The following is a 22,218-nucleotide window of genomic DNA, read 5'->3' on the forward strand; positions in this document are numbered from 1 at the left end:
AATTTGCATACGGGAGACGAAAACGATGATCCAATGGCCCAAAAGCAACGATGTTCTCGGCACCACCAACCGCGGAAACCCGGCCGAATCCGGCCTGTGCACGTTATGCCGCTCGGACTGTGCCGGAAAATGTGAAACCTGGATGTCCTGCCTCAAGGGGCGGCACATGCTCTATCCCCGGGATTTCGGCTCCGTCACCGCCGGCAGCGCGAACACATGTCATGTCGGCGTGAGCTACAATTCCCTGCGCATCCAGGGTTTCAGCTACGGTGCCCAGGGCGTCGCCGCAGGGCGCACCACCAATCCCGATGATTGTCTCTTCACCAACGTCTCCCTGGAAACGTCCTTTGGCGCCACGGAAAAGACCAAGGTGCGCATGCCGCTCATGACCGGCGCCCTGGGTTCCACCTTCATCGCCGCCAAATACTGGGACTCCTTTGCCGCCGGTTGCGCTCTGGTCGGCATCCCGATCGTGGTCGGTGAAAACGTGGTCGGCGTGGACCGCGCCTCCAGCATGTCCGGCGGCCGCATCGAGAAATCCCCGGAACTGGACCGCCGCATCGAGATCTACAACCGCTACTCCGACGGCTACGGCACCATGATCGTGCAGCTCAACGTCGAGGACGCGCGCAACGGCGTGGCCGAATACGTCATCGAAAAGTACGGCAACAAGGTCTGCATCGAGCTCAAATGGGGCCAGGGTGCCAAGAACATCGGCGGCGAGATCGAGGTCACGAGCCTGGACTACGCCCTGTTCCTGAAAAAGCGCGGCTACCTGGTCGATCCGGACCCGGAACTTCCCGAAGTGCAGGAAGCATTCAAGGCCGGAGCCATCAAGGGCTTTGCCCGTCACAGCCGCCTGGGCTACACCGACCTGCCGTCCTCCGATGCCGTGCACCAGAACTTCATGGAAACTGTGGCCTACCTGCGCGGGCTCGGCTACACCAAGATCTCGCTCAAGACCGGCTCCTATGGCATGGAAGCCCTGGCCATGGCCATCAAGTATGCCACCGACGCCAATCTCGACCTGCTGACCATCGACGGTTCCGGCGGCGGCACGGGCATGAGCCCCTGGAACATGATGGAGACCTGGGGCGTGCCCTCCGTCCTGCTGCACGCCAAGGCCATTGAGTACGGCAACATCCTGGCCTCCCAGGGCAAGAAGGTCGTGGACATGTCCTTTGCCGGCGGCTTGGCCCGCGAAGACCACATCTTCAAGGCCCTGGCCCTGGGCGCCCCCTTCGTCAAACTGATCTGCATGGGCCGCACCCTCATGATCCCAGGTTTCCTGGGCTCCAACATCGAAGGCGCGCTGAATCCCGAACGCAAGGAAAAAGTCGCCGGCAACTGGGACACCCTGCCCAAGACCGTGCGCGACATCGGCGAAAGCCCCGAGCAGATCTTTGCCGGCTACGAGTCCCTCAAGGCCAAGATCGGAGCCGACGAGATGAAGACCGTGCCCTACGGCGCCATCGCCGCCTGGACCCTGGCCGACAAGCTCGGCGCGGGCCTGCAGCAGCTCCTGGCCGGTGCACGCAAATTCTCGGTCACCGAGATCACCCGAGGGGACATCGTCTCCGCCAACCGCGAAACCGCGCACGAGACCGGCATCCGGTTCATTACCGACGTACAGGACGAAATCGCGCGCAAGATCCTGGCCTGATCCCAACAATCCCCAGGGGTGGACCGGCCGCATGCCGGTCCCGCCCCTGGCACCCTGCCCCATCCTGTGCTACACGGCCAACGCGCCCGTTGCCCAGGAGATACGCTCATGACCATCCACCCCGACACCACCGACAGTTTTCCCGCCTCAAGCGAGGAGTGGAGGATGTTTGTGGCCCAGAGCCGCAAGACCCACCACGATCTGCTCGAGCGCATAAAAGAGCTCAACTGCCTGTACGGGATCAGTCGGCTGGCCCAAAACCGCGAACAACCACTAGGCGAACTCCTGACAGGCATCGCCGACTTGATCCGCACTTCCTGGCAATATCCCGACATCGCCTGCGCCTCCATCCGCCTCGGCGACACGTGCCACAACTCCGGCAATTTCGTGCGCACCCGCTGGTGCCAGTCCAGCCCCATCATCATCGAGGCAGACGAATGCGGCACGGTCGAGGTCTGCTATCTGGAGGAACGTCCGGGCAGCGACGAGGGTCCGTTTCTGCGCGAGGAACGCAGCCTCATCGACGCCGTGGCCGACCAGATCGGCCGCATCGTCGCCCAGCGCCGGGCCGAGGAACAGATGCGCGCCCTGTCCCAGGAACTGATCATGGCCCAGGAAAATGAACGCCAGCGCATCGCCCGCGAACTGCACGACCACCTGGCCCAGGACCTCTCCCTGGCCCGAGCCGACCTGGAGCGCATCGGATGCGGCCTGCCCGAAGGGGGCCCCTGGCGCGCCCAGACCGGAGTCATCGCCGAGAGAATCGGCACGGCCATCCGCTCCATCCGGGACCTGGCTTACGGCCTGCTCCCGCCGGGGCTGACCGAGCTTGGCCTGGTCGAGACAGTGCTCGCGCATTGCGAGGACTTTTCCCTACGCCACGGCATCGCCGTCGATGTCTTTGCCGACGGACTTGGCGGAGTCGCCTTCGATTTCGACACCCAGATCAACATCTACCGCCTCATCCAGGAAGCTCTGAACAATGTGCGCAAACATGCCAAGGCCAGCCGCGTGACCATCCGCCTGCTCGGGTCCTACCCGAATCTGTTGGTGCGCATCGAAGACGACGGCTGCGGAGCCGACATGGACCGCTGCCTGTCCCAGGCCGGCCGCACCAAACGCATGGGCCTGTGGAGCATGCGCGAGCGGGTCAAGCTCCTGGGCGGCAAGATCAGCTTTCGCTCCAAACCCGGACAAGGCCTGCACATCCGCATCGAAACCCCGCTCAACAGGAGCAGCAATGAGCACGCCTAAACGCATCCTCATCATCGACGATCACCCGCTCTACCGTGACGGCCTGAAAGCCCGCCTCGACACCAGACCCGACCTCTGCGTCGTCGGCGAGGCAGGAACCTGCGCCGAGGGACTGCGCCTGACCCAATCCCTGGCCCCGGACCTGGCGGTCATCGACATCTCCCTGCCCGACGGCAGCGGCATCGAACTCACCCGGGAACTGCGAGCCTCGCGGCCGGACCTGCCCGTGCTCATCGTCAGCATGCACGCCAAGCTCGATTTCATCGCCGCCGCCTTCCAGGCCGGAGCCAGCGGCTACATGTCCAAGGAATCGGGAGGCGAGGGAATCCTGCAAGCCATCGGCACCGTCCTCTCCGGCGGACAATACCTCGACGGCTCCCTCTCGCCCTCGGTGCTGCGCCGCCTGAGCGACATCTCCGGCCGCAAGGCCAAGACCCTGGACGAGTCCTACGGCAGCCTCTCGCTGCGCGAACAGCAGGTCATGCGCCTTCTGGCCGAAGGACTGACCCCGGAGGAGATCGCGGCCAAACTCTTCGTGTCCCGCAAGACCATCCTCAACCACCGCTACGCCATCATGACCAAACTTGGCATAAAAAGCCCCGTGGCCTTCGTACGCCACGCCGCACGCCTCGGGCTGATTGAAATAGACGACTGATCCGGCGTTCGCGAAATTTCGGCGTCAACGCCATTTGCGTCTTTACCCTGACGGGCGATCATGGTTACAGATGAACGAGAACGCCGCGAGGGCTCCCACCACGCAGGCCAAAGTTCAAACAGCCCGTTTTCATCAAGGACTTCTTCATGCTCCGCTCTTTAGCCTTTCTGCTGCTGGTCGTCCTGCTGGTTCTGGCCAACGGCTTTTTCGTGGCTTCGGAATTCGCCCTCGTGGGCGTGCGACGTTCTCGTATCGCAACCCTTGCGGACAGCGGTAACAGAAAAGCCAAACTGCTGCTGCGCCTCATCGATCACCTGAACGCCTACATCTCCGCCACCCAGCTGGGCATCACCCTGTCCTCCCTTGCCCTGGGCTGGATCGGCGAACCCGCCATCGCCGAGCTGCTGCACCCACTGCTCGAAGGCCGAGTGCCCCCCGCCGTGCTGCACTCCATCTCATTCGCCATCGCCTTCAGCCTGATCACCTTCCTGCACATCGTGCTCGGAGAGCTCGCGCCCAAGACCATCGCCCTGGAACGGGCCGAGAAAACCGCCCTGGCCATCGCGCTGCCCATGGAAATCTTCTACCGCATCTTCTACTGGCCCATCCGCCTGCTGGACTGGTCCGGTACGCGCACGGTGCGCCTGCTCGGCTTCACCCCCAGCGCCACCCACGGCTCGGTCTACACCGAGGACGAACTGCGCATGCTCATCGACGCCAGTTACTCCAGCGGACAGATCGAGGAGGAAAAACGCCGCCTCATCCGCCGCGCCTTCGACTTCAACACCACCGAGGCCTGCGAGGCCATGATCCCGCGCTCCGAGATCGCGGCCCTGCCCGTCACCTCCACCCTGGACGAAGTCCTCGAAGCCTTCCGGATTCATGGCTACTCCCGCCTGCCCGTCTACGGCGAGGACCTGGACGATGTCGTCGGCGTGCTCTTCCGCCAGGACATGGAACCGTTCATGTCCCGCGAACCGGGACTGGTCTTCTCCATGACCGCCCTGCTGCACCCGCCCGCCTTCGTGCCCTCGGGCAAACGCCTGGGCAGCCTCTTAAAGCAGATGCAGGCCACACGCACCCACCTGATCTTCGTCATGGACGAATACGGCGGACTCGAAGGTCTGGTCACCCTGGAAGATGTGCTGGAAGAAATCGTCGGGGAGATCAACGACGAATATGACGAAGAAGTGCGTTCACAGATCGTGCGCGACGGCGCGGCGTTCATCCTCGACGGAATGCTCGCCGTGCGCGACGCCAATCGCAAGCTCGGACTCAGATTGCCTGAGGACGAGGCCTACACCACCGTGGCCGGATTCCTCCTGGCCCAGGCCGGACGGGTCCTTGAACCGGGAGACATCGTACCCGTCAAGGACGGCGAGTTCAAAGTCGAGCGCGTCGAAAGACGCCGCATCACCCGCATCCGCTTCACCCCCGAAGCGCGTCAGACGAGTTGAAAGCCATGGATTCCCGCCTGCGCGGGAATGACAAGGCAGCAGTGCGCCCAACCACAATATTTCCCGTACACTCCCCTCGAAAAGGCTCCCCGCGTAACTCGCGCTACGAGCGGGCCGGGGTGTTTCGGGGCGGAGCCGTCGACGCCCTTGCTCTTTGATCCATATGCGCATATTTTATCCACATACTTCATACAGGAGAGATGCGCATGAATCTCGCATATAACACTCAGGCACCCAAGAAACCGACCAACGTCAGCATCAACAGCGATCTGCTCGCCAAGGCCAAAGCCTTGAAAATCAATGTGTCCGCGACGCTTGAAACCGCCCTGGCCGACATCGTCGCGACCCGTCAGCGTACATTGTGGAAAGAGGAAAACCGCTCGGCCATCGAAGCATACAATCAGTTGGTTGAAGATGCCGGTGCCGCCGGTGACGGCATGCGGAGTTTTTAGATGGCGCAATTCACGGTCTATGCAAATCCGAACCGTTCCACTCGCGCGACCTACCCGTACCTGCTGGACATCCAGTCCGATCTTCTGGACGACCTGCGCACAACTGTCGTCATCCCCCTGTCTCCGCTCCGCCTTGCCGGCAAGGCCGCCATCTCCAGGCTCTGCCCAGTGCTGGACATCGACGGCGAATCGTACGTCGCACTCACGCAGCAACTGGCCGGTGTGGACAGAAAAATCCTCGGCAAGGCAATCTGCGATCTTGGCCGCTACCGATCAGACATCATCGCCGCCCTGGATTTCATCGTTTCAGGCATCTGAAACCCTGGCGAAACAAAATGCCTCCGGCGAACAGATAATTTTAAAGAGTTGAAAGGCATGGATTCCCGCCTGCGCGGGAATGACACGGCAACAGTGCGGCCAACCACATTGTTTCTCGTACACTTCGCTCGAAAAGGCTTCCCGCGTAACTCGCGATACGAGCGGGCCGGGGTGTTTCGGGGCGGGGCCGTCGACTGTCTGACTGATCCAGGCATCGTTTGTTTCCTGGCCGTTGACCGCAAAAAACACGGAAGGATGCCGAAAACTCAAGGCCGGGAAGCATTACGAGGCCGGAGAAGGAGTTTCGGCGGACCCGACCCGGAACGCACCGGATCGCGGCCGCCCTGCGCCAAAAGAGTTTCGGCGGACCCGACCCGAAACGCACCGGATCGCGGCCGCACGAAGAAACAGGATGCCTTCAGCGAGCAGGTCATTTTAAAGAGTCGAAAGGCATGGATTCCCGCCTGCGCGGGAATGACACAGCAACAGTGCGGCCAACCACATTGTTTCTCGTACACTTCGCTCGAAAAGGCTTCCCGCGTAACTCGCGTTACGAGCGGGCCGGGGTGTTTCGGGGCGGGGCCGTCGACTGTCTGACTGATCCAGGCATCGTTTGTTTCCTGGCCGTTGACCGCAAAAAACACGGAAGGATGCCGAAAACTCAAGGCCGGGAAGCATTACGAGGCCGGAGAAGGAGTTTCGACGGCCCCGACCCGGAACGCCCCGGATCGCGACCGCACGAAGAAACAGGATGCCTTCGGCGGGCAGGTCATTTCAAGGAGTTGAAAATCATGGATTCCCGCCTGCGCGGGAATGACTTGGCAGCAGTGCGCCCAACCACTTTATTTCCCTTGCGTTTCGATCAAAAAAAGCCCCCGACACGCTTCGTCTCTATGACCATTTTCCAGACACAGCCTCTTCCATCAGCCTAAATATCGATCTTGGTCCCCGAATACGTGAAGGCATTCCTGTTCATTTTTATGAACGAACCCTTGTCGATACCCACCGCCTTGCCGCACTGGCACCAGACCTTGCCGTCCCGCTCCTCCAGAATCCAGACCTTCTCGATCCGCTCCCGGTGGCACCGCAGCACCTCGCCCGGTCCCAGCTTGCGATAGCGCCACAATTTCTTGCGACACGCCGCGCACTTGATGATCAGCATTATTCCGGTACGCTCTCCATCCCGGCCCATTTCGGTTCGTGCAGGGGCAGGATGTGGTCGGCCAGGGTCTTGGCCCGGGTCAGGGTTTCGTAGGCTTCATAGGCATTGACGTGGGTGCCGGGGGGGATGACCTCCATCTCCATGGCCGTAACTGCCTTGGGGGGATAAAGATTTTCCAGAATGGTGCAGAATCCGCAGATGAGGACGCTGCCCTTGTCCGTCTCCACGCGCACGGACATGCCGCCCTCGGTGTGGGCCGGTGTGTGAATCATGGTGATGCCGGGCGCGATCTCCGTGTCGCCCGTCAAAGGCACGATCTGACCGTTCTCCTCCGCCTCCTCGATGTAGTCCTCCAGATAGCGGAAATCGAGAGGGTGCGGGTCGTGGATGCGCGCAAGCTCCTTTTCATGGACGTAGATCTTCGCGTTCACGCACCGTGCGTCGTTCTCGCAGTGGTCGTTATGCAGGTGGGTGTGCAGGACGATGTCGATGTCCTCGGGCGTCAGGCCGTAACGGGCCAGCCCCTCGTCGAAGGTATGGATCTTCCCGCCGATGGCCTTTTCCCGCTCCTCTGAGATCACCGGGTGCATCTCCCCCGTATCCACCAGGATCTTCTTGTCCCCGCCTTCCAGATACCAGCAGTAGATGGGGATGGTGTAGGGCGTGCCATAATCGTGCTGATAGGTCATCATGCCCTTGTCGAAGACCTTGGTGCCCATGACTATGGGATGAATGATGTAGGTCATGCAATGCTCCGGGGGATGGCGTCGCGGCCGGAAAGCCGCGAACGCATGTATATCAGGGCTCGGACGTATCCAAGCGAAATCCACTGTAGCCGGTGTGCACGGGACAGTCCAGATGATCGCGCAGATAGGCGATAGCCCCCTCCCCTGTACAATGACACGGGACCAGCAGTCCGGGCTGCATGTCACGCAGGGCCCGCGCGGTCATTTCCAGACGCTCACGGCTGGCCGAGCCAAGGTGAAGACCGCCGATCACGGCGCGGATGCGGCTCTCGCCGGTGATTTCCCGCAGATGGGTGAGGGTGTTGATCAGGCCCGCGTGACAGCAGCCCACGCAGACGATCAGCCCCTTTTCGGTGCTGATCCACAGGGCCTGGTCGTCATCGACGGGATCGGAACGCAGGCCATGGGGATCAAAATAGAATGGTCCCCCCGCATCCTCGAAATCCGTCCACCTCGGGATGAAACCGCTCAGGCCGATTCCATCTCCGAGCAACTGTGCCCCGCCATTCCAGAACATGCGTTCCGGAGGCAGAGTCGCCAGGGCCCGCATCGAGAACATGGGCATGCGGATGTCCCGGGCCTCGCCGCCCGAGATGCTGTAGCGGGGCTCGGTCACGCCCGAATGGCAGTACACCCGCACTTTCGGCGCGGCCCCGAGCACCATGGGCACCGCGCCGGTATGATCGTAATGGCCATGGCTCAGGACCAGCGCGTCGGCGCGGCCCAAATCTATCTCAAGCGCACGGACGTTTTCGGCCAGGGCGGTGCCCTGGCCGGTGTCGAGCAAGATGCGCCCGTCGCCATGTTCTATCCACAAGGCGAAGCCATGCTCCGCCAGACATCCGAAGCCGGCCTGATTGTCGACCAGCACCGTCAGCACGGTCTTGTGCATGATGAATCTCCGGGATCAGGCATCCTGTTTGACGGTTGGCAGCTCCAAAAGCGGTGCGACAACACTGCGCATGAGTACTGCCGTCGGGCTTGCGGCATGGTGCATGACGAACGCCTGTCCCATGTCGCCGGCTTCGGCCACCATCGGATCGATGGGGATGGAACCGAGAAAGGGAACGCCCATGTCCTCAGCCATGAGCCGTCCGCCGCCGGAACGCAGGATATGGGTCAGCTCTCCGCACTTGGGACACACGAATCCGCTCATGTTCTCGACCACGCCCAGCACCTTCATGCCGACCTGCGCGCAGAAAGTGATGGACTTGCGCACGTCCATGGCCGCCACGCGCTGCGGCGTGGTCACCACCACGGCTCCGTCGATGGGGTTGATGAGCTGGCAGATGGACAGAGGCTCGTCGCCGGTGCCGGGAGGCGCGTCGATGATCAGGTAATCCAGATCGCCCCAGGCCACGTCCTTCAGAAACTGCTTGATGACGTTGCCCTTGACCGGACCGCGCCAGATGACCGCGTCGTCAGGATTGCGCAACAAAAAGCCCATGGACATGACCTTCAGGTGCCCAAGCTCCACCGGCATGAGGCCGTCGGGACCGGCTTCGATGTTCGCCCCTTCCAGGCCGAGCATGGTCGGCACGCTGGGTCCATGGATGTCGACATCGAGGAGCCCGACCTTCTTGCCCGCGAGCATGAGTCCCATGGCCAGGTTCACGGCCACGGTGCTTTTTCCTACGCCACCCTTGCCGGACATGACCATGATCTTGTGCCCGATATGGCACAGCCGGGATTGCAGGGCCCGACGGTCCTCGAAATCCTGATCGTTCTCACCCAGCTCGCGCTTGGCCGCCGAGCAGTTGGAATCCTTGCATGAATCGCACGAACTGGCCCTGGGGGCGCTGTTTTCCATATTCTCCATTCAGTTACTCCACGATACGCGGTTAGTTGTTCAATTCTTCCAAACGGCGGCCAAGCCGCCCCTGTTCATCCTTCAACTCCCAAGCCCGCAAGACTTCGGTTTCGACACTTTCCACTGCTCCCGCATCCCGGGCGGAAAAAAACTTCCAGAGACGGAGGTCAGTCGACGGTGGACGAACCGTCCTTGCCCGAATCCTTCTCCGGCCCGCCGCGCAAATCCCGGCCCCGCCTGTTGCGGATTCGCGCGCAGCCCGGCTCCCCATCCGCCCAGCCGTCCAGGCTCCGCAGGCCTGAGCCCGTCCTTGCCGGGGATGGTTCCGGATCTGCCCTGCGTGATTGCTGCTGCATGCCCCTTTGACGCCCAAGACCTCTGCCCCGGCAGCCGGGCATGTCAAAACTTTCGTCCAGATCGCCACGCTCCCAGGCCGTAATGACCCGTTCCAGATCGCCGGTCACGAATCCGACAACCTTGATTCCTCCGGCCACGAGAGCTTCCTGCATGGGTCTGGAAATGGCCCCGCAAATAAGCGTCCCGACGTCCAGGCGGAGCAGGTCCTCGGCCCTGTGCAAGGGCTCGCCGCGCGACAGGACATGCTCTTCCCGCTCGCGGACCCCTTCGGCCAGCAAAAGGATGCGCCCGCCGACGTCAAAGACCGGCGCGATACGATCCTGCCATTGATGCAAGGCAATGCGCGACATTATGGCTCCTCTTTCCGTATTGCGAAGCATGAGGCGTGCCGCCGGACAAATGCACACAAAAAAAGAGACAACATACTGATAATAAAGAATATTACATACGAAAGAAAAAACATGGAGAGGCGCGAACGCACCACAAGGGGACAAATGGGTAGCGCCAAGGCTACTCTTTCGGGGAGGATCGACCGTCGCGTTCGGGCAGGGCCATGCCGAGGCGCTTCATGCGTCGAAAAAGCGTGGTCTTATGGATGCCCAGCTCACGCGCGGCGGCCAGGCGATTGAAGTCGTTGCGCTCCAGGGCCGCGTGAATGGCCTGCCTGTCGAGCATGTCGTGCATGGCGCGGCCTTCGCCGAAGTGTCCGCCAGGGGCCAGCAGGGTCAGTTCGTCCGGCAGGTGGTCGATGTCGATGCGCCCTTCGCCGCAAAGCACGAAGGCCCTCTCGATGCAGTTCCCAAGCTCCCGGATGTTGCCCGGCCAGTCATGGGCCATGAGCAGGGACAGGGCCTCGGTGCCGATGCCCGTGACCGTGCGGCCCTGGATGCGGTTCAGGCGGCGGATGAACTGTTCCACCAGCAGGGGCAGATCGTCCTTGCGTTCACGCAAGGGGGGCAGCTCGAGGCGGATGACATTGATGCGGTAATAGAGGTCCTCGCGGAAATCACCGGCCCGGATAAGCTCCGCCAGATTGCGGTTGGTGGCCACGATGACGCGGGCGTCGGTGGATTCGGTCCTGGATGACCCCAGCGGTTCGAAGGTGCGCTCCTGCAAGACGCGCAACAGGCGCACCTGCAGGGCCGGACTGATTTCCCCGATCTCATCCAGAAAAATCGTCCCGCCCCGGGCCTGGGCAAAACGGCCCAGCCGGTCGCGGTTCGCCCCGGTGTAGGCTCCGGCCTTGACTCCGAAGAGCTCGGATTCAAGCAATGTGTCCGGCAGGGCCGCGCAGTTGACGGCGATGAAAGGTCCACCGGCATGAGCGCTCAGGGAATGGATGGTGCGGGCGAAGAGTTCCTTGCCGGTGCCGGTTTCGCCGGTGAGCAGGACCGTGCTTGGACTGGCGGCGATGGCCGGCAGCATGGAGAAGAGCTTGTGCATGCGCGGACTGCGGCTGAAGAGCTCACCGACATGGTAGCGGCCTTCGAGTTCGCGCTTCAAGGCATCGATTTCCGAAAGATCGCGGAATGTTTCGGCTCCGCCCATGACCTGGCCATTCTCGTCGCGGAACACTGCCGTGGACACGCTGATGGGGATGCGTTCCCCCTGGGCCGTAATGATGTACCCACAGGTGCCGATGCGCGGCCTGCCGCTCGAAAGCGTATCCTGCAGGGGGCAGTTGTCGCCGCACAGGCTGGAGCGGAAAACTTCGGAGCACAGCCGTCCGATGGCCTCGGAGCGGGGCACGCCGGTGATCTCTTCGGCGGCGCGATTGAAGGACGTGACGCGCCATTCAAGATCGACGGTGAACACCCCATCCGAGATGCTCTCAAGGATGGCGTCCGTGGGCGTGCGTGCCGCTGTGTTCTTTGTGGACGGGGGCATGGCTTTTCTTGTCCCTCTCGGCAGGCCCGGTCAAGGGCGAGGGGAAACAAAGAAGGGCGGAAAGGAGACAATCCCTTCCGCCCCGCATGATGAATCAGGCCCGGCCTATACCTTGGCGGCGGTTTTCAGGTCCGCGACGGCGTCGGTCACTTCCCAGGGGAAGACGAAATCCTCGCGGCCAAAATGGCCGTAGCAGGCGCTCTTCCGGTAGATGGGCTGGATCAGGTTGAGTCTTTTGATGATGTAGTAGGGGCGCAGGTCGAAGACCGTGCGCACGGCCTTGGTCAGGACCTCATCCGGGACGACGCCCGTGCCGCCGGTGGTGACCAGCACGGAAACCGGCTCGGCCACGCCGATGGCGTAGGCGATCTGCACTTCGCAGGTGCCCGCCAGGCCAGCGGCCACGATGTTCTTGGCCACGTAGCGGGCCATGTAGGCGCCGGAGCGGTCGACCTTGGACGGGTCCTTGCCGGAGAAGGCGCCGCCGCCATGGTTGCCCATGCCGCCGTAGGTGTCGTTGATGATCTTGCGGCCGGTCAGGCCGCAGTCGGCCAGGGGCCCGCCAGCCACGAAACGGCCCGTGGTGTTGATGTAGATGCGGGTGTTCGCGTCCATCATGTCCTCGGGCATGACCTTGGCGATGACCTCGCGCTTGATGCCCTCGACGATCTCCTCGTAGGTCACCTCGGGGGTGTGCTGGGAGGAGACGACCACGTTGTCGATGCGCACGGGCTTGCCCTTGCGGTATTCGACGGAGACCTGGGTCTTGCCGTCGGGACGCAGGAAGTTCAGGATGCCGGACTTGCGCACCTCCGCCAGGCGGCGGCTCAGGCCGTGGGCATAGTAGATGGGCGCGGGCATGAGCGCGCTCGTCTCCGTGGTGGCGTATCCGAACATCATGCCCTGGTCGCCGGCGCCCTGATCCTCGGGCTTGGCGCGGTCAACGCCCATGGCGATGTCCGGGGACTGCTTGTCGATGGAGGACAGCACGGCGCAGGTGTTGGCGTCAAAGCCCATATCAGAGCTGACATAACCGATCTCGCGCACCGTGGAGCGCACGATCTCGGGCAGGTCGGCATAGGCTTCGGTCGTGATCTCACCGGCGATGACGGCCATGCCGGTGGTGACCAGGGTCTCGCAGGCCACGCGGGAACGGGGATCCTGGGCCAGCAGGCAGTCCAACACGGCGTCGGAGATCTGGTCCGCGATTTTATCGGGGTGTCCCTCGGTCACGGACTCGGACGTAAACAGATAATGATCGGCATTGAGAATCATGAAAAATCTCCTTCTTGCATGGGGAGGTTGTTAATAGCGGTAGTGATCGGGCTTGTACGGACCGGTCACGGGCACTCCGATGTAATCGGCCTGCTCCGTGGACAGGGTCTCAAGCTCCACGCCCAGACGCGCCAGATGCAGGCGGGCCACTTCCTCGTCCAGAATCTTGGGCAGAGTCATGACCTGCGGGGGATAATCGTTCTTGGCCAGATCGAGCTGGGCCAGAACCTGGTTGGTGAAGGAGTTGGACATGACGAAGCTGGGGTGGCCGGTGGCGCAGCCCAGATTCACCAGCCGGCCTTCGGCCAGGATGATGAGACTCTTGCCGGAAGGCAGGGTCCATTTGTCCACCTGCGGCTTGACCGTGACCTTGGTGCAGCCCGGTGTGTCTTCCAGGAAGCCCATGTCGATCTCGTTGTCGAAGTGACCGATGTTGCAGATGATGGCTTCATCCTTCATGGCCAGCATGTGCTCGCCGCGCACGACATGGTAATTGCCCGTGGCCGTGACGAAAATGTCCGCCTCCTGGCAACCCTTGGCCATGGTCGTGACCTCGTAGCCTTCCATGGCCGCCTGCAGCGCGCAGATGGGGTCAACCTCGGTGATGAGCACGCGCGCGCCGAAGCCGCGCATGGACTGGGCGCAGCCCTTGCCCACGTCGCCGTAGCCGCAGACCAGCACGACCTTGCCCGCGACCATGATGTCCGTGGCCCGCTTGATGCCGTCGGCCAGGGACTCGCGGCAGCCGTAGAGGTTGTCGAACTTGGACTTGGTCACGGAGTCATTGACGTTGAAGGCCGGGAAGAGCAACTCGCCGTTCTTGGCCATCTGATAGAGGCGATGCACGCCGGTGGTGGTCTCCTCGGACACGCCGCGGATGCGGGCGGCGATCTTCGTCCACTTCTGGGGATCGGCCTTGGCGCTGACGATGAGCCGGTCGAGCACACAGCGGAATTCCTTGTTGTCCGTGGTCCGGGACAGCAGGGACGGGTCCTTCTCGACCTTCACGCCCTCATGGACCAGAAGCGTCGCGTCGCCGCCGTCATCGACGATGAGGTCCGGACCAGTGCCGTCGGGCCAGGTCAGGGCCATCTCCGTGCACCACCAGTAATCTTCCAGGGTCTCACCCTTCCAGGCGAAAACCTTGGCCAGGCCCTGCTCGACAATGGCGGCCGCGGCATGGTCCTGGGTGGAAAAAATGTTGCAGGAGGCCCAGCGCACATCCGCTCCCAGAGCATGCAGGGTCTTGATGAGCATGGCCGTCTGGATGGTCATGTGCAGGCTTCCGGTCACGCGCAGGCCCTTCAGGGGCTTTTCGCTGCCGTACTTGTCGATGAGCGCCATAAGTCCGGGCATTTCGCGTTCGGACAGCTGCATTTCCTTGGATCCCCAATCGGCCAGACTCATGTCGGCGACCTTGTGATCAAGCTTTGGGTCAATGGGTAACGTCATGGTATCTCCTTTCCTTGGCTGTGGCCTTGGCCACCTGATGTTAAACTGGAAATTCTTCCCGGCGGGCGGTGATGACCATGAGGGTCAGCCCCAGATTGACGGTGTGCCGCTCGCAGCTCAGCTCCTGGAATCCGGCCTTCTCCATCCACGACTGCAGATCGTCCGGGGAAAAACCGAGCCAGCGGTCGCCGTAGCGCGTGCGCAGGGTCTCGTTGTCGTGCAGCAGAAAATCCACCAGCACCGCCTGTCCTCCGGGGCGGACCACCCGGCCCATTTCGGCGATGCCGTCCTGAGGCGCGGCCAGATGGTGCAGCACCAGCGACATGATGGCCGCGTCCGCTTCGCCGTCCCGCAGAGGCAGATGTTCGAGGTCGCCGATGCGCAGGCTGACCTCAAGCCCCTCGGGCAGGAGCTTGGCTGCCGCGTCGAGCATGCGCGGCGAGTTGTCCACCCCGATGACGCATTCCGCCGCTCCGGCCAGATGTCCGAGCAGAAGCCCCGGGCCGCAACCCAGATCGACCACGGTGCCCTGCTGCGTTTCGGCGGCGGCAAGGCGCTTCATGATGACCGGCCCAAGCGCGAAATCGCCGAGCATCTCGCGGCTCAGGCGGTTCCAGTCCGAAGCGATGCCGTCAAAGAAACGGGTCGTCGAAAGACGGCGATCGTTCAGGACCTGTGCGGCACGGTCCAGATCCTGCCGGTGCTCGGGCAGTTCCCCGAGCCCTTCGAGCACGGCCGCCAGCAATGCGCGGGAGCCGTTGGTCGAGGAGGATGAATAGAAGGCCCACAAGCCATGGCGCTGACAGGCCACCAGCCCGGCGTCCATGAGGATCTTCAGATGCCGCGAGATGCGCGACTGACCCATGTCCAGAACCTGCACGATCTCGCCTACGTTGAGCTCATGCGCGGCGAGCACGCCGATGAGGCGAAGCCTGGTTTCATCGGCCAGGGCCTTGGTCTGAGTCAGTAGTTTCATGAGTGGCGCATGTGGTTATTTTTATATATCAAGATATCCTGATATAGGGTCGACTACATGCCCTCCACGCAAAGGTCAAGAACCAGTCTTGCCTGGCACCGGCAAGACGGTTAGTCATAAAAAGATGCAGCAAAGACAAAAGAAAGTCCGGTCCGCCTCCGAGGCGCTGAACACGGTCCTCGGCACGCCGGAAGCCGCCCTGGAGCTGGCCATTGCCCGGTTGTGGAGACACTGGCCCGAAATTCTCGGGGCGGAGATCGCCGAAATGATCCGCCCCCTGGGACACCGCAAAACCACCATGCTTCTTGGCGCGACCAACTCCATGGTCATGCAGGAGTTTTCCTTCTTCGCGCAGAACATCCTGGACAAGGCCAACGCATTTCTGGGCAACGCCTATTTTCAGAAAGTGCAGATCGAGCTCATGGCCGGCCGCCCCGCCCTGGACCAATCCCTGCTCCCGAAGTTTCCGCCGCGTCCCGAGGCCCCGAAGCCCGACATCCTCGGCAACCTGCTGCCCTGCATGGACCCGTCTTCGCCCGTGACTTCCTGTTACCGGGCCTACGTCAGGCATTTCCGCCCGGACCTTAAAATCCCGGAGAACGAATGAACAGACACGCGCTCTTCCTGGTCGTCATCGCCCTGCTGTTCCTGCCCACGCAGGCCCTGGCGGACACGGACGCGATCCTTCGCGACTACATTCCAAGCGGCAAGATCACGCGCTTCGAGGAACCGGTGCTCTTCTGGATCGGCGGCAAGGATCGCCTTGAAGGACAATATTATATCGATACCGTCGTGAACGAAGTGCGGCGCATCATCCCCCAGCTGAACTTCAGGCAGGTCTCGTCCATGAACCAGGCCAACGTCCGATTCTTTCTGACCGACTCCAAGGAAGAGTGGCAGGCGACCGTGAGCAAAAGTGCCCAGGGCATGGCGGGCTGGCAGGAGATAGGGGATCTCATCCGAGGCTTCACGCTGCTGGCCTCGAACAACGGAGTCATCAGAAAGGCCGACATCGCTCTGCATCTGAACTTTCAGACCTCGGGCGGCCAGAAGCTCTGGATTGTCCGGCACGAACTCATGCACGCCCTAGGCATCATGACCCACCCGAAGGCAACCGTGGATACGGTCCTCAACTCCAGGCAGGCGCAGGAAGAAAAGAACAGCATCTTTTCGGACTCCGACATCCTTGTCCTGAAAACCATTTACAACCCGAATCTTTCCCCGGGAGGCTCTTGGTGAAAGTCTCCGTTTTCCGATCTTGACAGCCCAAAGCTCTTTCCCTAATGAGACTTTTCGCTGCTGGGCGATCGTTCAACGGTAGGACAGCGGACTCTGACTCCGTCAATCTTAGTTCGAATCTAAGTCGCCCAGCCACCATGCGTCCCCATCGTCTAGCTAGGTCCAGGACACCGGCCTTTCACGCCGATAACAGGGGTTCAAATCCCCTTGGGGACGCCACTTCAGCACAAAATCGGGACACGCTCCCGCCCCCCGGAGGTTCCGGGAAACACCCCCTAGGCCCCGCGCGAAAGCACGGGGCTTTTTCTTTCCATCCATCTAGTCTGTGCAATCTTGCTATTTCAGCCAAGCCTGTACCACACTCCTCTTCCTTGCCCCTGCATGACAAGATGCCTGTTCTGCACCAGCTTGCGAAAGTGTTCTTTCAGTGTATTACGGCTGTTACCTGTCAGGATGACCATTTCTTTCAACGTGACCCGGCCATGTTCTCTGGCGTGTTCCAGAATACGCAGGGAAAGTTCCGGCAACGCGGCCAGCAGCAGATGCTCTTTCTCTAGCTTCTTTTCCAACTTTTTCATTTGTTGATGTAGGGCACGTAAAAAAAACAGGATCCATGGCTGCCAGTTGGGGGTCTTTGTGCGAATGGTTGTTTGCGTCTGACGCAGGGCAAGATAGTAACCTTCCTTGCTGTTCTCAATAACGCTCTCAAGCGAGCTGTACGGAGTATATGAATAGCCGCAGCGCAGCAGAAGAAGCGTAGTCAGAATGCGTGATAAACGTCCGTTACCATCTTGAAAGGGATGGATCGCCAGAAAAGTAACTGTAAAGATGCCCATGACCAGCAGAGGGTGCATTTTTTTGGTTTCCAGTGCGGCGTTTGTCCACTCGACCAAATCACGCATGAGGTGGGGAGTGTCAAAGGGAGCGGCTGTTTCAAAGACGATACCTATTTGTTGGCCGTTCTCATCAAAAGCGGCAACATTGTTCGGGGATGTTTTGTAATTGCCTCGATGGCGTTCGTCTTTATCGCTGTGGCGCAGCACGTCCCGGTGCAGTTGGCGGATGTAGTTTTCAGTCAGGGGAATGTGTTCCCAGGACTGAAAAATTTGCTCCATTGTCTCAGCATATCCCGCCACTTCCTGTTCATCGCGCGTGGCAAAGGAGCGGATGGAAAGATTTGCCAGCAGTTTTTCCACCGCACTGTCGGAGAGCTTACTGCCCTCAATGCGCGTAGAAGAGCCTATGCTTTCAATGGTCGCAACCCAGCGCAAGGCGCAAAGTCTCTCTGGAGCAAGCGAACCAAGGGCCTTCCAGGCACCTTTGAATTCATCGATCTCTGCAATAAGGCCAAGTAACTCATGGGTGATGTTCAGGGTGTCGGCAATAATCATGTCCATTTACACATCCGAAAACATCCATTCTGTCAACCCATAAAAACACCCATTTTCATCCGATTTCCAGCTTTCCAGAAAAAACTCCGTTAAATCCCAAAAAGCATGAGGGCCCTTGTGCTCGACGATGGACAATCGACGCAAGGCAGGGTCTCCAGGCTTTTACACGTCAATGACAGGGCTCTGCCCAAATAGGAGGGTGGCATTTTCGACCATGACGGAGTTCATTCCGCCAGCTCTCCTCGGGATTGCCCGGCCATCAATCCCTGCGAAAACGGAGCCTGATTTCCTCCACCCAGCAATACAGCACCGGCACCACGAAGACCGTGATGGTGGCGAAGACCATGCCGCCAAAGGACGGGATGGCCATGGGGATCATGATGTCCGAGCCACGGCCCGAGGAGGTCAGGATGGGCACCAGGGCCAGGATGGTCGTGGCCGAGGTCATGACCGCCGGGCGTATGCGTCGCCCCGCCCCTTCCAGGACCATGGCCCGGATGGCGGCGACGGAGTCGGGCCGTTTGCGCGCCTTGCTCTCGTCCAGGAAGGTGGCCATGAGCACGCCGTCGTCCGAGGCGATGCCGAAGAGGGCCAGGAAGCCGACCCAGATGGCCACGCTCAGATTGACGGGCTGGACCTGGAAAAGCTCGCGCATGTCCACCCCGGCCAGGTGAAAATTCAGGAACCAGTCCTGTCCGTACAGCCAGATCATGGTGAACCCTCCCGACCAGGCCGTGAAGATGCCCGAGAAGACCATGAGGGTGGTCGCGATGGACCCGAACTGCAGATAGAGGATGATGACGATCAGCAACAGAGCCACGGGCAGGACGACCATGAGCTTCTTCTGGGCCCGGACCTGGTTCTCATAGCTTCCCGCGAATTCCAGGGTCACCCCGGCCGGGATGACCAGGTTGCCATCCGCGCGCTGCTGATCGAGGTACGCCTTGGCCGACTCCACCACGTCCACTTCCGCATACCCCGGCTTCTTGTCGAAGAGCACGTAGCCCAGCAGGAACGTGTCCTCGCTCTTGATGGCCTGGGGGCCGCGCACGTAGCGGATCTCGGCCAGCTGTCCGAGAGGTATCTGCCTGCCGCCTGCGGCCGGGACGGAGATGCGCTCCAGGCTTTCGACGGAATCGCGCAGGTCGCGCATGTAGCGCACCCGGATCGGATACACCTCGCGGCCTTCGATGGTCGTGGTCGCCACCATGCCGCCCACGGAGGCCTGGATGATCTCCTGTACCGTCGCGAGCATGATGCCGTAGCGCGAGATGGCCTCGCGGTCCGGCACGATCTCCAGATACGGCTTGCCCACGATGCGGTCCGCCACCACCGCGGCCGGCTGGACCATGGGCACTTCCTTGAGCAGCCGTTCCACCTCCATGGCCACGGACTCGATGGTCGCCAGGTCCGGCCCCTTGACCTTGACCCCCATGGGCGCGCGCATGCCCGACTGCAGCATGACGATGCGCGCGGCGATGGGCTGCAGCTTCGGGGCCGAGGTCATGCCGGGCACTTCGGCCGCTTTGACGATCTCGTCCCAGATGTCGTCGGGGGATTGTATCCCGCCCCAGGCCTCGCGCCCCCGGTTCAGGTCCGGGTCCAGCGCGGGCCGCCAGAGCCGGAAGGGCTGGCCGCCCGCGTCGGGAATGAGGCGGCCCTGTTCGTCGCGCTCGAACCAGCCGCGCACCAGATACGGCATGCCGTCGGCCGCAGGGACCGGGGTGCCGCCCGCGTCGCGGAAATAGTCCTTGGCGTCCTCGCGCCAGACGAAGCGCAGGCGTCTGCCATCGGCGCCCAGCAGGTACTCGTTCTTATAGTTGATGACGGTCTCGACCATGGACACGGGCGCCGGGTCCAGGGGCGAGTCCGCGCGCCCGAGCTTGCCCACGGCGCTCTCCACTTCCGGGATGGCCTGGATGGACATGTCCTGCAGGGCCAGGAGGTCCTTGACCTCGCCCAGTGAGGCGTGGGGCATGGTGGTCGGCATGTAGAGGAAGGAGCCCTCGTCCAGCGGCGGCATGAACTCCTTGCCCAGACCCGGGAAGGCGTGGACGAAAGCCACCATTGGCCGCGTGGTGCGCAGCCCCTCGGGCAGGACGGACAGGAAGGGGGCGGCCCCGAGCCAGACCACGCCTCCAAACAGGGTCAGAACACCCGGAATGACGAGAAAAAGGGCTTTATGCCGGAGAAAAATTCTCAGCAGCGGCCCGTATGCAAGGCGGAAGACCTGGAAAAAACCCATCAGCAGGCCGATGAGGCCAATCACGAAAAAGGTGTTGACCATCCGCCCCTTCTCCAGCCCCAGCGGCAGCCAGTCCAGGGCCAGGAACACGGTCACGGCCAGGGCCAGGCCCAGGCTTGCGCCCCAGCGCAGCCAGGTTTGCCAACGCTCGGGCAGCCGATCGTACACCAGGCGGTAGAGGCCGACCACGACGAGGCCCGAACCGATCCAGACGGACTTCCAGACCGCGACCACAAGACCAGCGACCACCAGGGCGGCCACGAACCACAGGGACGGACGCATCTGCCGGCGGCGGAAAATGAGCGCGGCCGCTGCCGGAAGGATGGTCAGGGCCACGATGATGGAGGCGATGAGGGCAAAAGTCTTGGTGTAGGCCAGGGGGCCGAACAGCTTGCCCTCGGCCCCGGTCATGAAGAAGACGGGCAGAAAGCCGACGATGGTCGTGCTCACGGCCGTAAGCACGGCGCTGCCGACTTCGGAGGCGCCCTCGAAGACCACCCTGCTCATGGGCGTGTCCTCGGGCGAAGAGTCCATCTTCTGCAGGATGCTCTCGCAGATGATGATGCCCATGTCGACCATGGTCCCGATGGCGATGGCGATGCCCGACAGGGCCACGATGTTGGCGTCCACCCTGAACTGCTTCATGGCGATGAAGCACATCATCACGGCCATGGGCAGAAGCGCCGAGATGAGAAAGGAGCTGCGCAGGTGCATGACCAGCACCAGGACCACGATGATGGTGATCAGGATCTGCTGCTGGAGGGCCGAACCGAGCGTATCGAGGGTCTCGTGGATGAGGCCCGAGCGGTCGTAGAAGGGCACGATGGTCAGCTTGGAGCGCGTGCCGTCGGGCAGGATCTTCTCCGGCAAACCGGGAGCGATGCGGGCGATCTCGGCCTTGACCGCGTCGATGGCCGCCAGGGGGTTTTCGCCGTAGCGCACGGTGACCACGCCGCCGACCACCTCCACCCCGCCCTTGTCCAGCAGGCCGCGGCGGTTCGCCGGGCCGAAGCTGACGTGGGCCACGTCGTCCACGGTGATGGGGATGGAGTCGCGCATCTTGATGACCGAAGTGCGCACCTGTTCGAGATTCTTGATGAAACCGATGCCGCGGATGACGTACTCCACGCGGTTGATCTCCATGGTCCCGGCGCCCACCTCCATATTGGCCATCTTCAGGGCGCCGACAATCTCCGGCAGGCTGACGCCGGCCGCGCGCATGGCGTCGGGATCGACCTCGATCTGGTACTCGCGCACGAAGCCGCCCACGCCGGCCACCTCGCTCACCCCCTCGGCCGAGGTCAGGGCGTAGCGCACGTACCAGTCCTGCACGGAGCGGATCTCGTCGGGATCCCAGCCTCCCGTGGGCCGGCCGTCTGGGTCGCGGCCCTCCAGGGTGTACCAGAAGACCTGGCCCAGGGCCGTGGCGTCGGGGCCCAGGGTCGGGCGCACGTCGGACGGCAGTGTGGACGGGGGCAGGGAATTGATCTTTTCCAGCAGGCGCGTGCGGGACCAGTAGAACTCCACTTCCTCGTCGAAGATGACGTAGATGGTCGAAAACCCGAGCATGGAGTAGGAACGCACGGTCTTCACGCCGGGCATGCCCAGCAGGGATACGGTCAGGGGATAGGTGACCTGGTCCTGCACGTCCTGAGGGGAGCGGCCGGGCCAGGCGGTGAAGACGATCTGCTGGTTCTCGCCGATGTCCGGGATGGCGTCCACGGGCACGGGGTCGCGCTCGATGCCGGGCGCGTGCCAGGCAAAGGGGGCGACGATGAAGCCCCAGCCCAGCGCCATGCAGACCAGAAGAACGACGACGAGCTTCTGATCCAGGCAGAAACGGATGATGCGGTCCATGAAGGACGTGTGCGCGCTCATG

19 protein-coding genes and 2 tRNA genes are annotated in these 22,218 nt (G+C 62.1%); 10 read left to right on the top strand and 11 right to left on the bottom strand.

Translation table 11 applies throughout. The annotated features are described in order from the left end of the window. The first annotated feature begins 25 nt into the window (after window positions 1-25). The 6 genes from BMZ24_RS02505 (at window position 26) to BMZ24_RS02530 (ending at window position 5,799) form a co-directional block, all read left to right on the top strand. Window positions 26-1,663 carry a glutamate synthase-related protein gene (locus BMZ24_RS02505; RefSeq protein WP_092188933.1) on the top strand — a complete coding sequence of 546 codons (1,638 nt, stop codon included), beginning with the start codon at window positions 26-28 and terminating at the stop codon, window positions 1,661-1,663. A 108-nt stretch (window positions 1,664-1,771) separates the two neighbouring features. Further along, entirely contained in the window at window positions 1,772-2,917 is a 1,146-nt protein-coding gene (locus tag BMZ24_RS02510; protein WP_092188935.1) for a sensor histidine kinase, read from the top strand. Next, window positions 2,904-3,572 (top strand): response regulator transcription factor, encoded by a 669-nt coding sequence (locus tag BMZ24_RS02515; RefSeq protein ID WP_092188937.1) that lies wholly within the window; start codon window positions 2,904-2,906, stop codon window positions 3,570-3,572. The genes BMZ24_RS02510 and BMZ24_RS02515 overlap by 14 nt, the downstream gene beginning before the upstream one ends. 146 nt (window positions 3,573-3,718) lie before the next feature. Further along, window positions 3,719-5,029: a hemolysin family protein gene (locus BMZ24_RS02520; RefSeq protein WP_092188939.1), complete on the top strand. Its 1,311-nt coding sequence runs from the start codon at window positions 3,719-3,721 to the stop codon at window positions 5,027-5,029. Window positions 5,030-5,235: 206 nt separating this feature from the next. Continuing rightward, window positions 5,236-5,481: a type II toxin-antitoxin system CcdA family antitoxin gene (locus BMZ24_RS02525; RefSeq protein ID WP_092188941.1), complete on the top strand. Its 246-nt coding sequence runs from the start codon at window positions 5,236-5,238 to the stop codon at window positions 5,479-5,481. Further along, window positions 5,482-5,799 carry a CcdB family protein gene (locus tag BMZ24_RS02530; RefSeq protein ID WP_092188943.1) on the top strand — a complete coding sequence of 106 codons (318 nt, stop codon included), beginning with the start codon at window positions 5,482-5,484 and terminating at the stop codon, window positions 5,797-5,799. 928 nt (window positions 5,800-6,727) lie between these two features. Here the strand turns inward: BMZ24_RS02530 and BMZ24_RS02535 are convergent. From BMZ24_RS02535 to BMZ24_RS02575, 9 genes are all read right to left on the bottom strand, one after another. Then, window positions 6,728-6,961, bottom strand: a complete 234-nt coding sequence (locus BMZ24_RS02535) for a hypothetical protein (protein ID WP_092188945.1) — start codon at window positions 6,959-6,961, stop codon at window positions 6,728-6,730. Then, a complete protein-coding gene (locus BMZ24_RS02540) occupies window positions 6,961-7,707 on the bottom strand; it encodes an N-acyl homoserine lactonase family protein (RefSeq protein WP_092188947.1) in 747 nt (248 codons plus the stop codon). The genes BMZ24_RS02535 and BMZ24_RS02540 overlap by 1 nt, the downstream gene beginning before the upstream one ends. Before the next feature lie 52 nt (window positions 7,708-7,759). Beyond that, window positions 7,760-8,599: an MBL fold metallo-hydrolase gene (locus BMZ24_RS02545; RefSeq protein ID WP_092188949.1), complete on the bottom strand. Its 840-nt coding sequence runs from the start codon at window positions 8,597-8,599 to the stop codon at window positions 7,760-7,762. A gap of 15 nt (window positions 8,600-8,614) precedes the next feature. After that, window positions 8,615-9,526, bottom strand: a complete 912-nt coding sequence (locus BMZ24_RS02550; protein ID WP_092188951.1) for an Mrp/NBP35 family ATP-binding protein — start codon at window positions 9,524-9,526, stop codon at window positions 8,615-8,617. 158 nt (window positions 9,527-9,684) lie between these two features. Continuing rightward, window positions 9,685-10,224: a NifB/NifX family molybdenum-iron cluster-binding protein gene (locus tag BMZ24_RS02555; protein ID WP_092188953.1), complete on the bottom strand. Its 540-nt coding sequence runs from the start codon at window positions 10,222-10,224 to the stop codon at window positions 9,685-9,687. Window positions 10,225-10,384: 160 nt separating this feature from the next. Continuing rightward, window positions 10,385-11,761, bottom strand: coding sequence for a sigma-54 interaction domain-containing protein (locus tag BMZ24_RS02560; protein WP_092188955.1), 1,377 nt, complete (start codon window positions 11,759-11,761; stop codon window positions 10,385-10,387). Between the two features lie 105 nt (window positions 11,762-11,866). Continuing rightward, window positions 11,867-13,036 carry a methionine adenosyltransferase gene (gene metK / locus BMZ24_RS02565; RefSeq protein ID WP_092188957.1) on the bottom strand — a complete coding sequence of 390 codons (1,170 nt, stop codon included), beginning with the start codon at window positions 13,034-13,036 and terminating at the stop codon, window positions 11,867-11,869. 30 nt (window positions 13,037-13,066) lie between these two features. Next, window positions 13,067-14,488 (bottom strand): adenosylhomocysteinase, encoded by a 1,422-nt coding sequence (gene ahcY, locus BMZ24_RS02570; protein ID WP_092188959.1) that lies wholly within the window; start codon window positions 14,486-14,488, stop codon window positions 13,067-13,069. 40 nt (window positions 14,489-14,528) lie between these two features. Further along, window positions 14,529-15,464 (bottom strand): ArsR/SmtB family transcription factor, encoded by a 936-nt coding sequence (locus BMZ24_RS02575; RefSeq protein WP_092188964.1) that lies wholly within the window; start codon window positions 15,462-15,464, stop codon window positions 14,529-14,531. A gap of 124 nt (window positions 15,465-15,588) precedes the next feature. On the opposite strand from BMZ24_RS02575, the gene BMZ24_RS02580 reads away from it, so the two are divergent. From BMZ24_RS02580 to BMZ24_RS02595, 4 genes are all read left to right on the top strand, one after another. Next, a complete protein-coding gene (locus BMZ24_RS02580) occupies window positions 15,589-16,071 on the top strand; it encodes a DciA family protein (protein WP_161949012.1) in 483 nt (160 codons plus the stop codon). After that, window positions 16,068-16,703, top strand: a complete 636-nt coding sequence (locus BMZ24_RS02585; RefSeq protein WP_092188968.1) for a DUF2927 domain-containing protein — start codon at window positions 16,068-16,070, stop codon at window positions 16,701-16,703. The genes BMZ24_RS02580 and BMZ24_RS02585 overlap by 4 nt, the downstream gene beginning before the upstream one ends. A gap of 61 nt (window positions 16,704-16,764) precedes the next feature. Beyond that, window positions 16,765-16,838, top strand: a tRNA-Gln gene (locus BMZ24_RS02590). 6 nt (window positions 16,839-16,844) lie between these two features. Then, window positions 16,845-16,922 (top strand) — tRNA-Glu (locus tag BMZ24_RS02595). A gap of 122 nt (window positions 16,923-17,044) precedes the next feature. Here the strand turns inward: BMZ24_RS02595 and BMZ24_RS02600 are convergent. Continuing rightward, window positions 17,045-18,100 carry a Fic family protein gene (locus BMZ24_RS02600; RefSeq protein WP_244150267.1) on the bottom strand — a complete coding sequence of 352 codons (1,056 nt, stop codon included), beginning with the start codon at window positions 18,098-18,100 and terminating at the stop codon, window positions 17,045-17,047. A gap of 253 nt (window positions 18,101-18,353) precedes the next feature. After that, a complete protein-coding gene (locus tag BMZ24_RS02605) occupies window positions 18,354-22,217 on the bottom strand; it encodes an efflux RND transporter permease subunit (RefSeq protein WP_092188970.1) in 3,864 nt (1,287 codons plus the stop codon). Window position 22,218: the final 1 nt, after the last annotated feature.

This window comes from Desulfomicrobium norvegicum, from assembly GCF_900114595.1.
GTDB lineage: Bacteria > Desulfobacterota > Desulfovibrionia > Desulfovibrionales > Desulfomicrobiaceae > Desulfomicrobium > Desulfomicrobium macestii.

Excerpts from the sequence above, each read along its gene's own strand:
- BMZ24_RS02545 (WP_092188949.1), bottom strand. The coding sequence starts at position 8,599 with ATGCACAAGACCGTGCTGACGGTGCTGGTCGACAATCAGGCCGGCTTC.
- BMZ24_RS02560 (WP_092188955.1), bottom strand. The coding sequence starts at position 11,761 with ATGCCCCCGTCCACAAAGAACACAGCGGCACGCACGCCCACGGACGCC.
- BMZ24_RS02530 (WP_092188943.1), top strand. The coding sequence starts at position 5,482 with ATGGCGCAATTCACGGTCTATGCAAATCCGAACCGTTCCACTCGCGCG.
- ahcY (WP_092188959.1), bottom strand. The coding sequence starts at position 14,488 with ATGACGTTACCCATTGACCCAAAGCTTGATCACAAGGTCGCCGACATG.
- BMZ24_RS02510 (WP_092188935.1), top strand. The coding sequence starts at position 1,772 with ATGACCATCCACCCCGACACCACCGACAGTTTTCCCGCCTCAAGCGAG.
- BMZ24_RS02535 (WP_092188945.1), bottom strand. The coding sequence starts at position 6,961 with ATGCTGATCATCAAGTGCGCGGCGTGTCGCAAGAAATTGTGGCGCTAT.
- BMZ24_RS02555 (WP_092188953.1), bottom strand. The coding sequence starts at position 10,224 with ATGTCGCGCATTGCCTTGCATCAATGGCAGGATCGTATCGCGCCGGTC.
- BMZ24_RS02525 (WP_092188941.1), top strand. The coding sequence starts at position 5,236 with ATGAATCTCGCATATAACACTCAGGCACCCAAGAAACCGACCAACGTC.
- metK (WP_092188957.1), bottom strand. The coding sequence starts at position 13,036 with ATGATTCTCAATGCCGATCATTATCTGTTTACGTCCGAGTCCGTGACC.
- BMZ24_RS02550 (WP_092188951.1), bottom strand. The coding sequence starts at position 9,526 with ATGGAGAATATGGAAAACAGCGCCCCCAGGGCCAGTTCGTGCGATTCA.
- BMZ24_RS02605 (WP_092188970.1), bottom strand. The coding sequence starts at position 22,217 with ATGAGCGCGCACACGTCCTTCATGGACCGCATCATCCGTTTCTGCCTG.
- BMZ24_RS02580 (WP_161949012.1), top strand. The coding sequence starts at position 15,589 with ATGCAGCAAAGACAAAAGAAAGTCCGGTCCGCCTCCGAGGCGCTGAAC.
- BMZ24_RS02575 (WP_092188964.1), bottom strand. The coding sequence starts at position 15,464 with ATGAAACTACTGACTCAGACCAAGGCCCTGGCCGATGAAACCAGGCTT.
- BMZ24_RS02600 (WP_244150267.1), bottom strand. The coding sequence starts at position 18,100 with ATGGACATGATTATTGCCGACACCCTGAACATCACCCATGAGTTACTT.
- BMZ24_RS02540 (WP_092188947.1), bottom strand. The coding sequence starts at position 7,707 with ATGACCTACATCATTCATCCCATAGTCATGGGCACCAAGGTCTTCGAC.
- BMZ24_RS02585 (WP_092188968.1), top strand. The coding sequence starts at position 16,068 with ATGAACAGACACGCGCTCTTCCTGGTCGTCATCGCCCTGCTGTTCCTG.
- BMZ24_RS02515 (WP_092188937.1), top strand. The coding sequence starts at position 2,904 with ATGAGCACGCCTAAACGCATCCTCATCATCGACGATCACCCGCTCTAC.
- BMZ24_RS02505 (WP_092188933.1), top strand. The coding sequence starts at position 26 with ATGATCCAATGGCCCAAAAGCAACGATGTTCTCGGCACCACCAACCGC.
- BMZ24_RS02520 (WP_092188939.1), top strand. The coding sequence starts at position 3,719 with ATGCTCCGCTCTTTAGCCTTTCTGCTGCTGGTCGTCCTGCTGGTTCTG.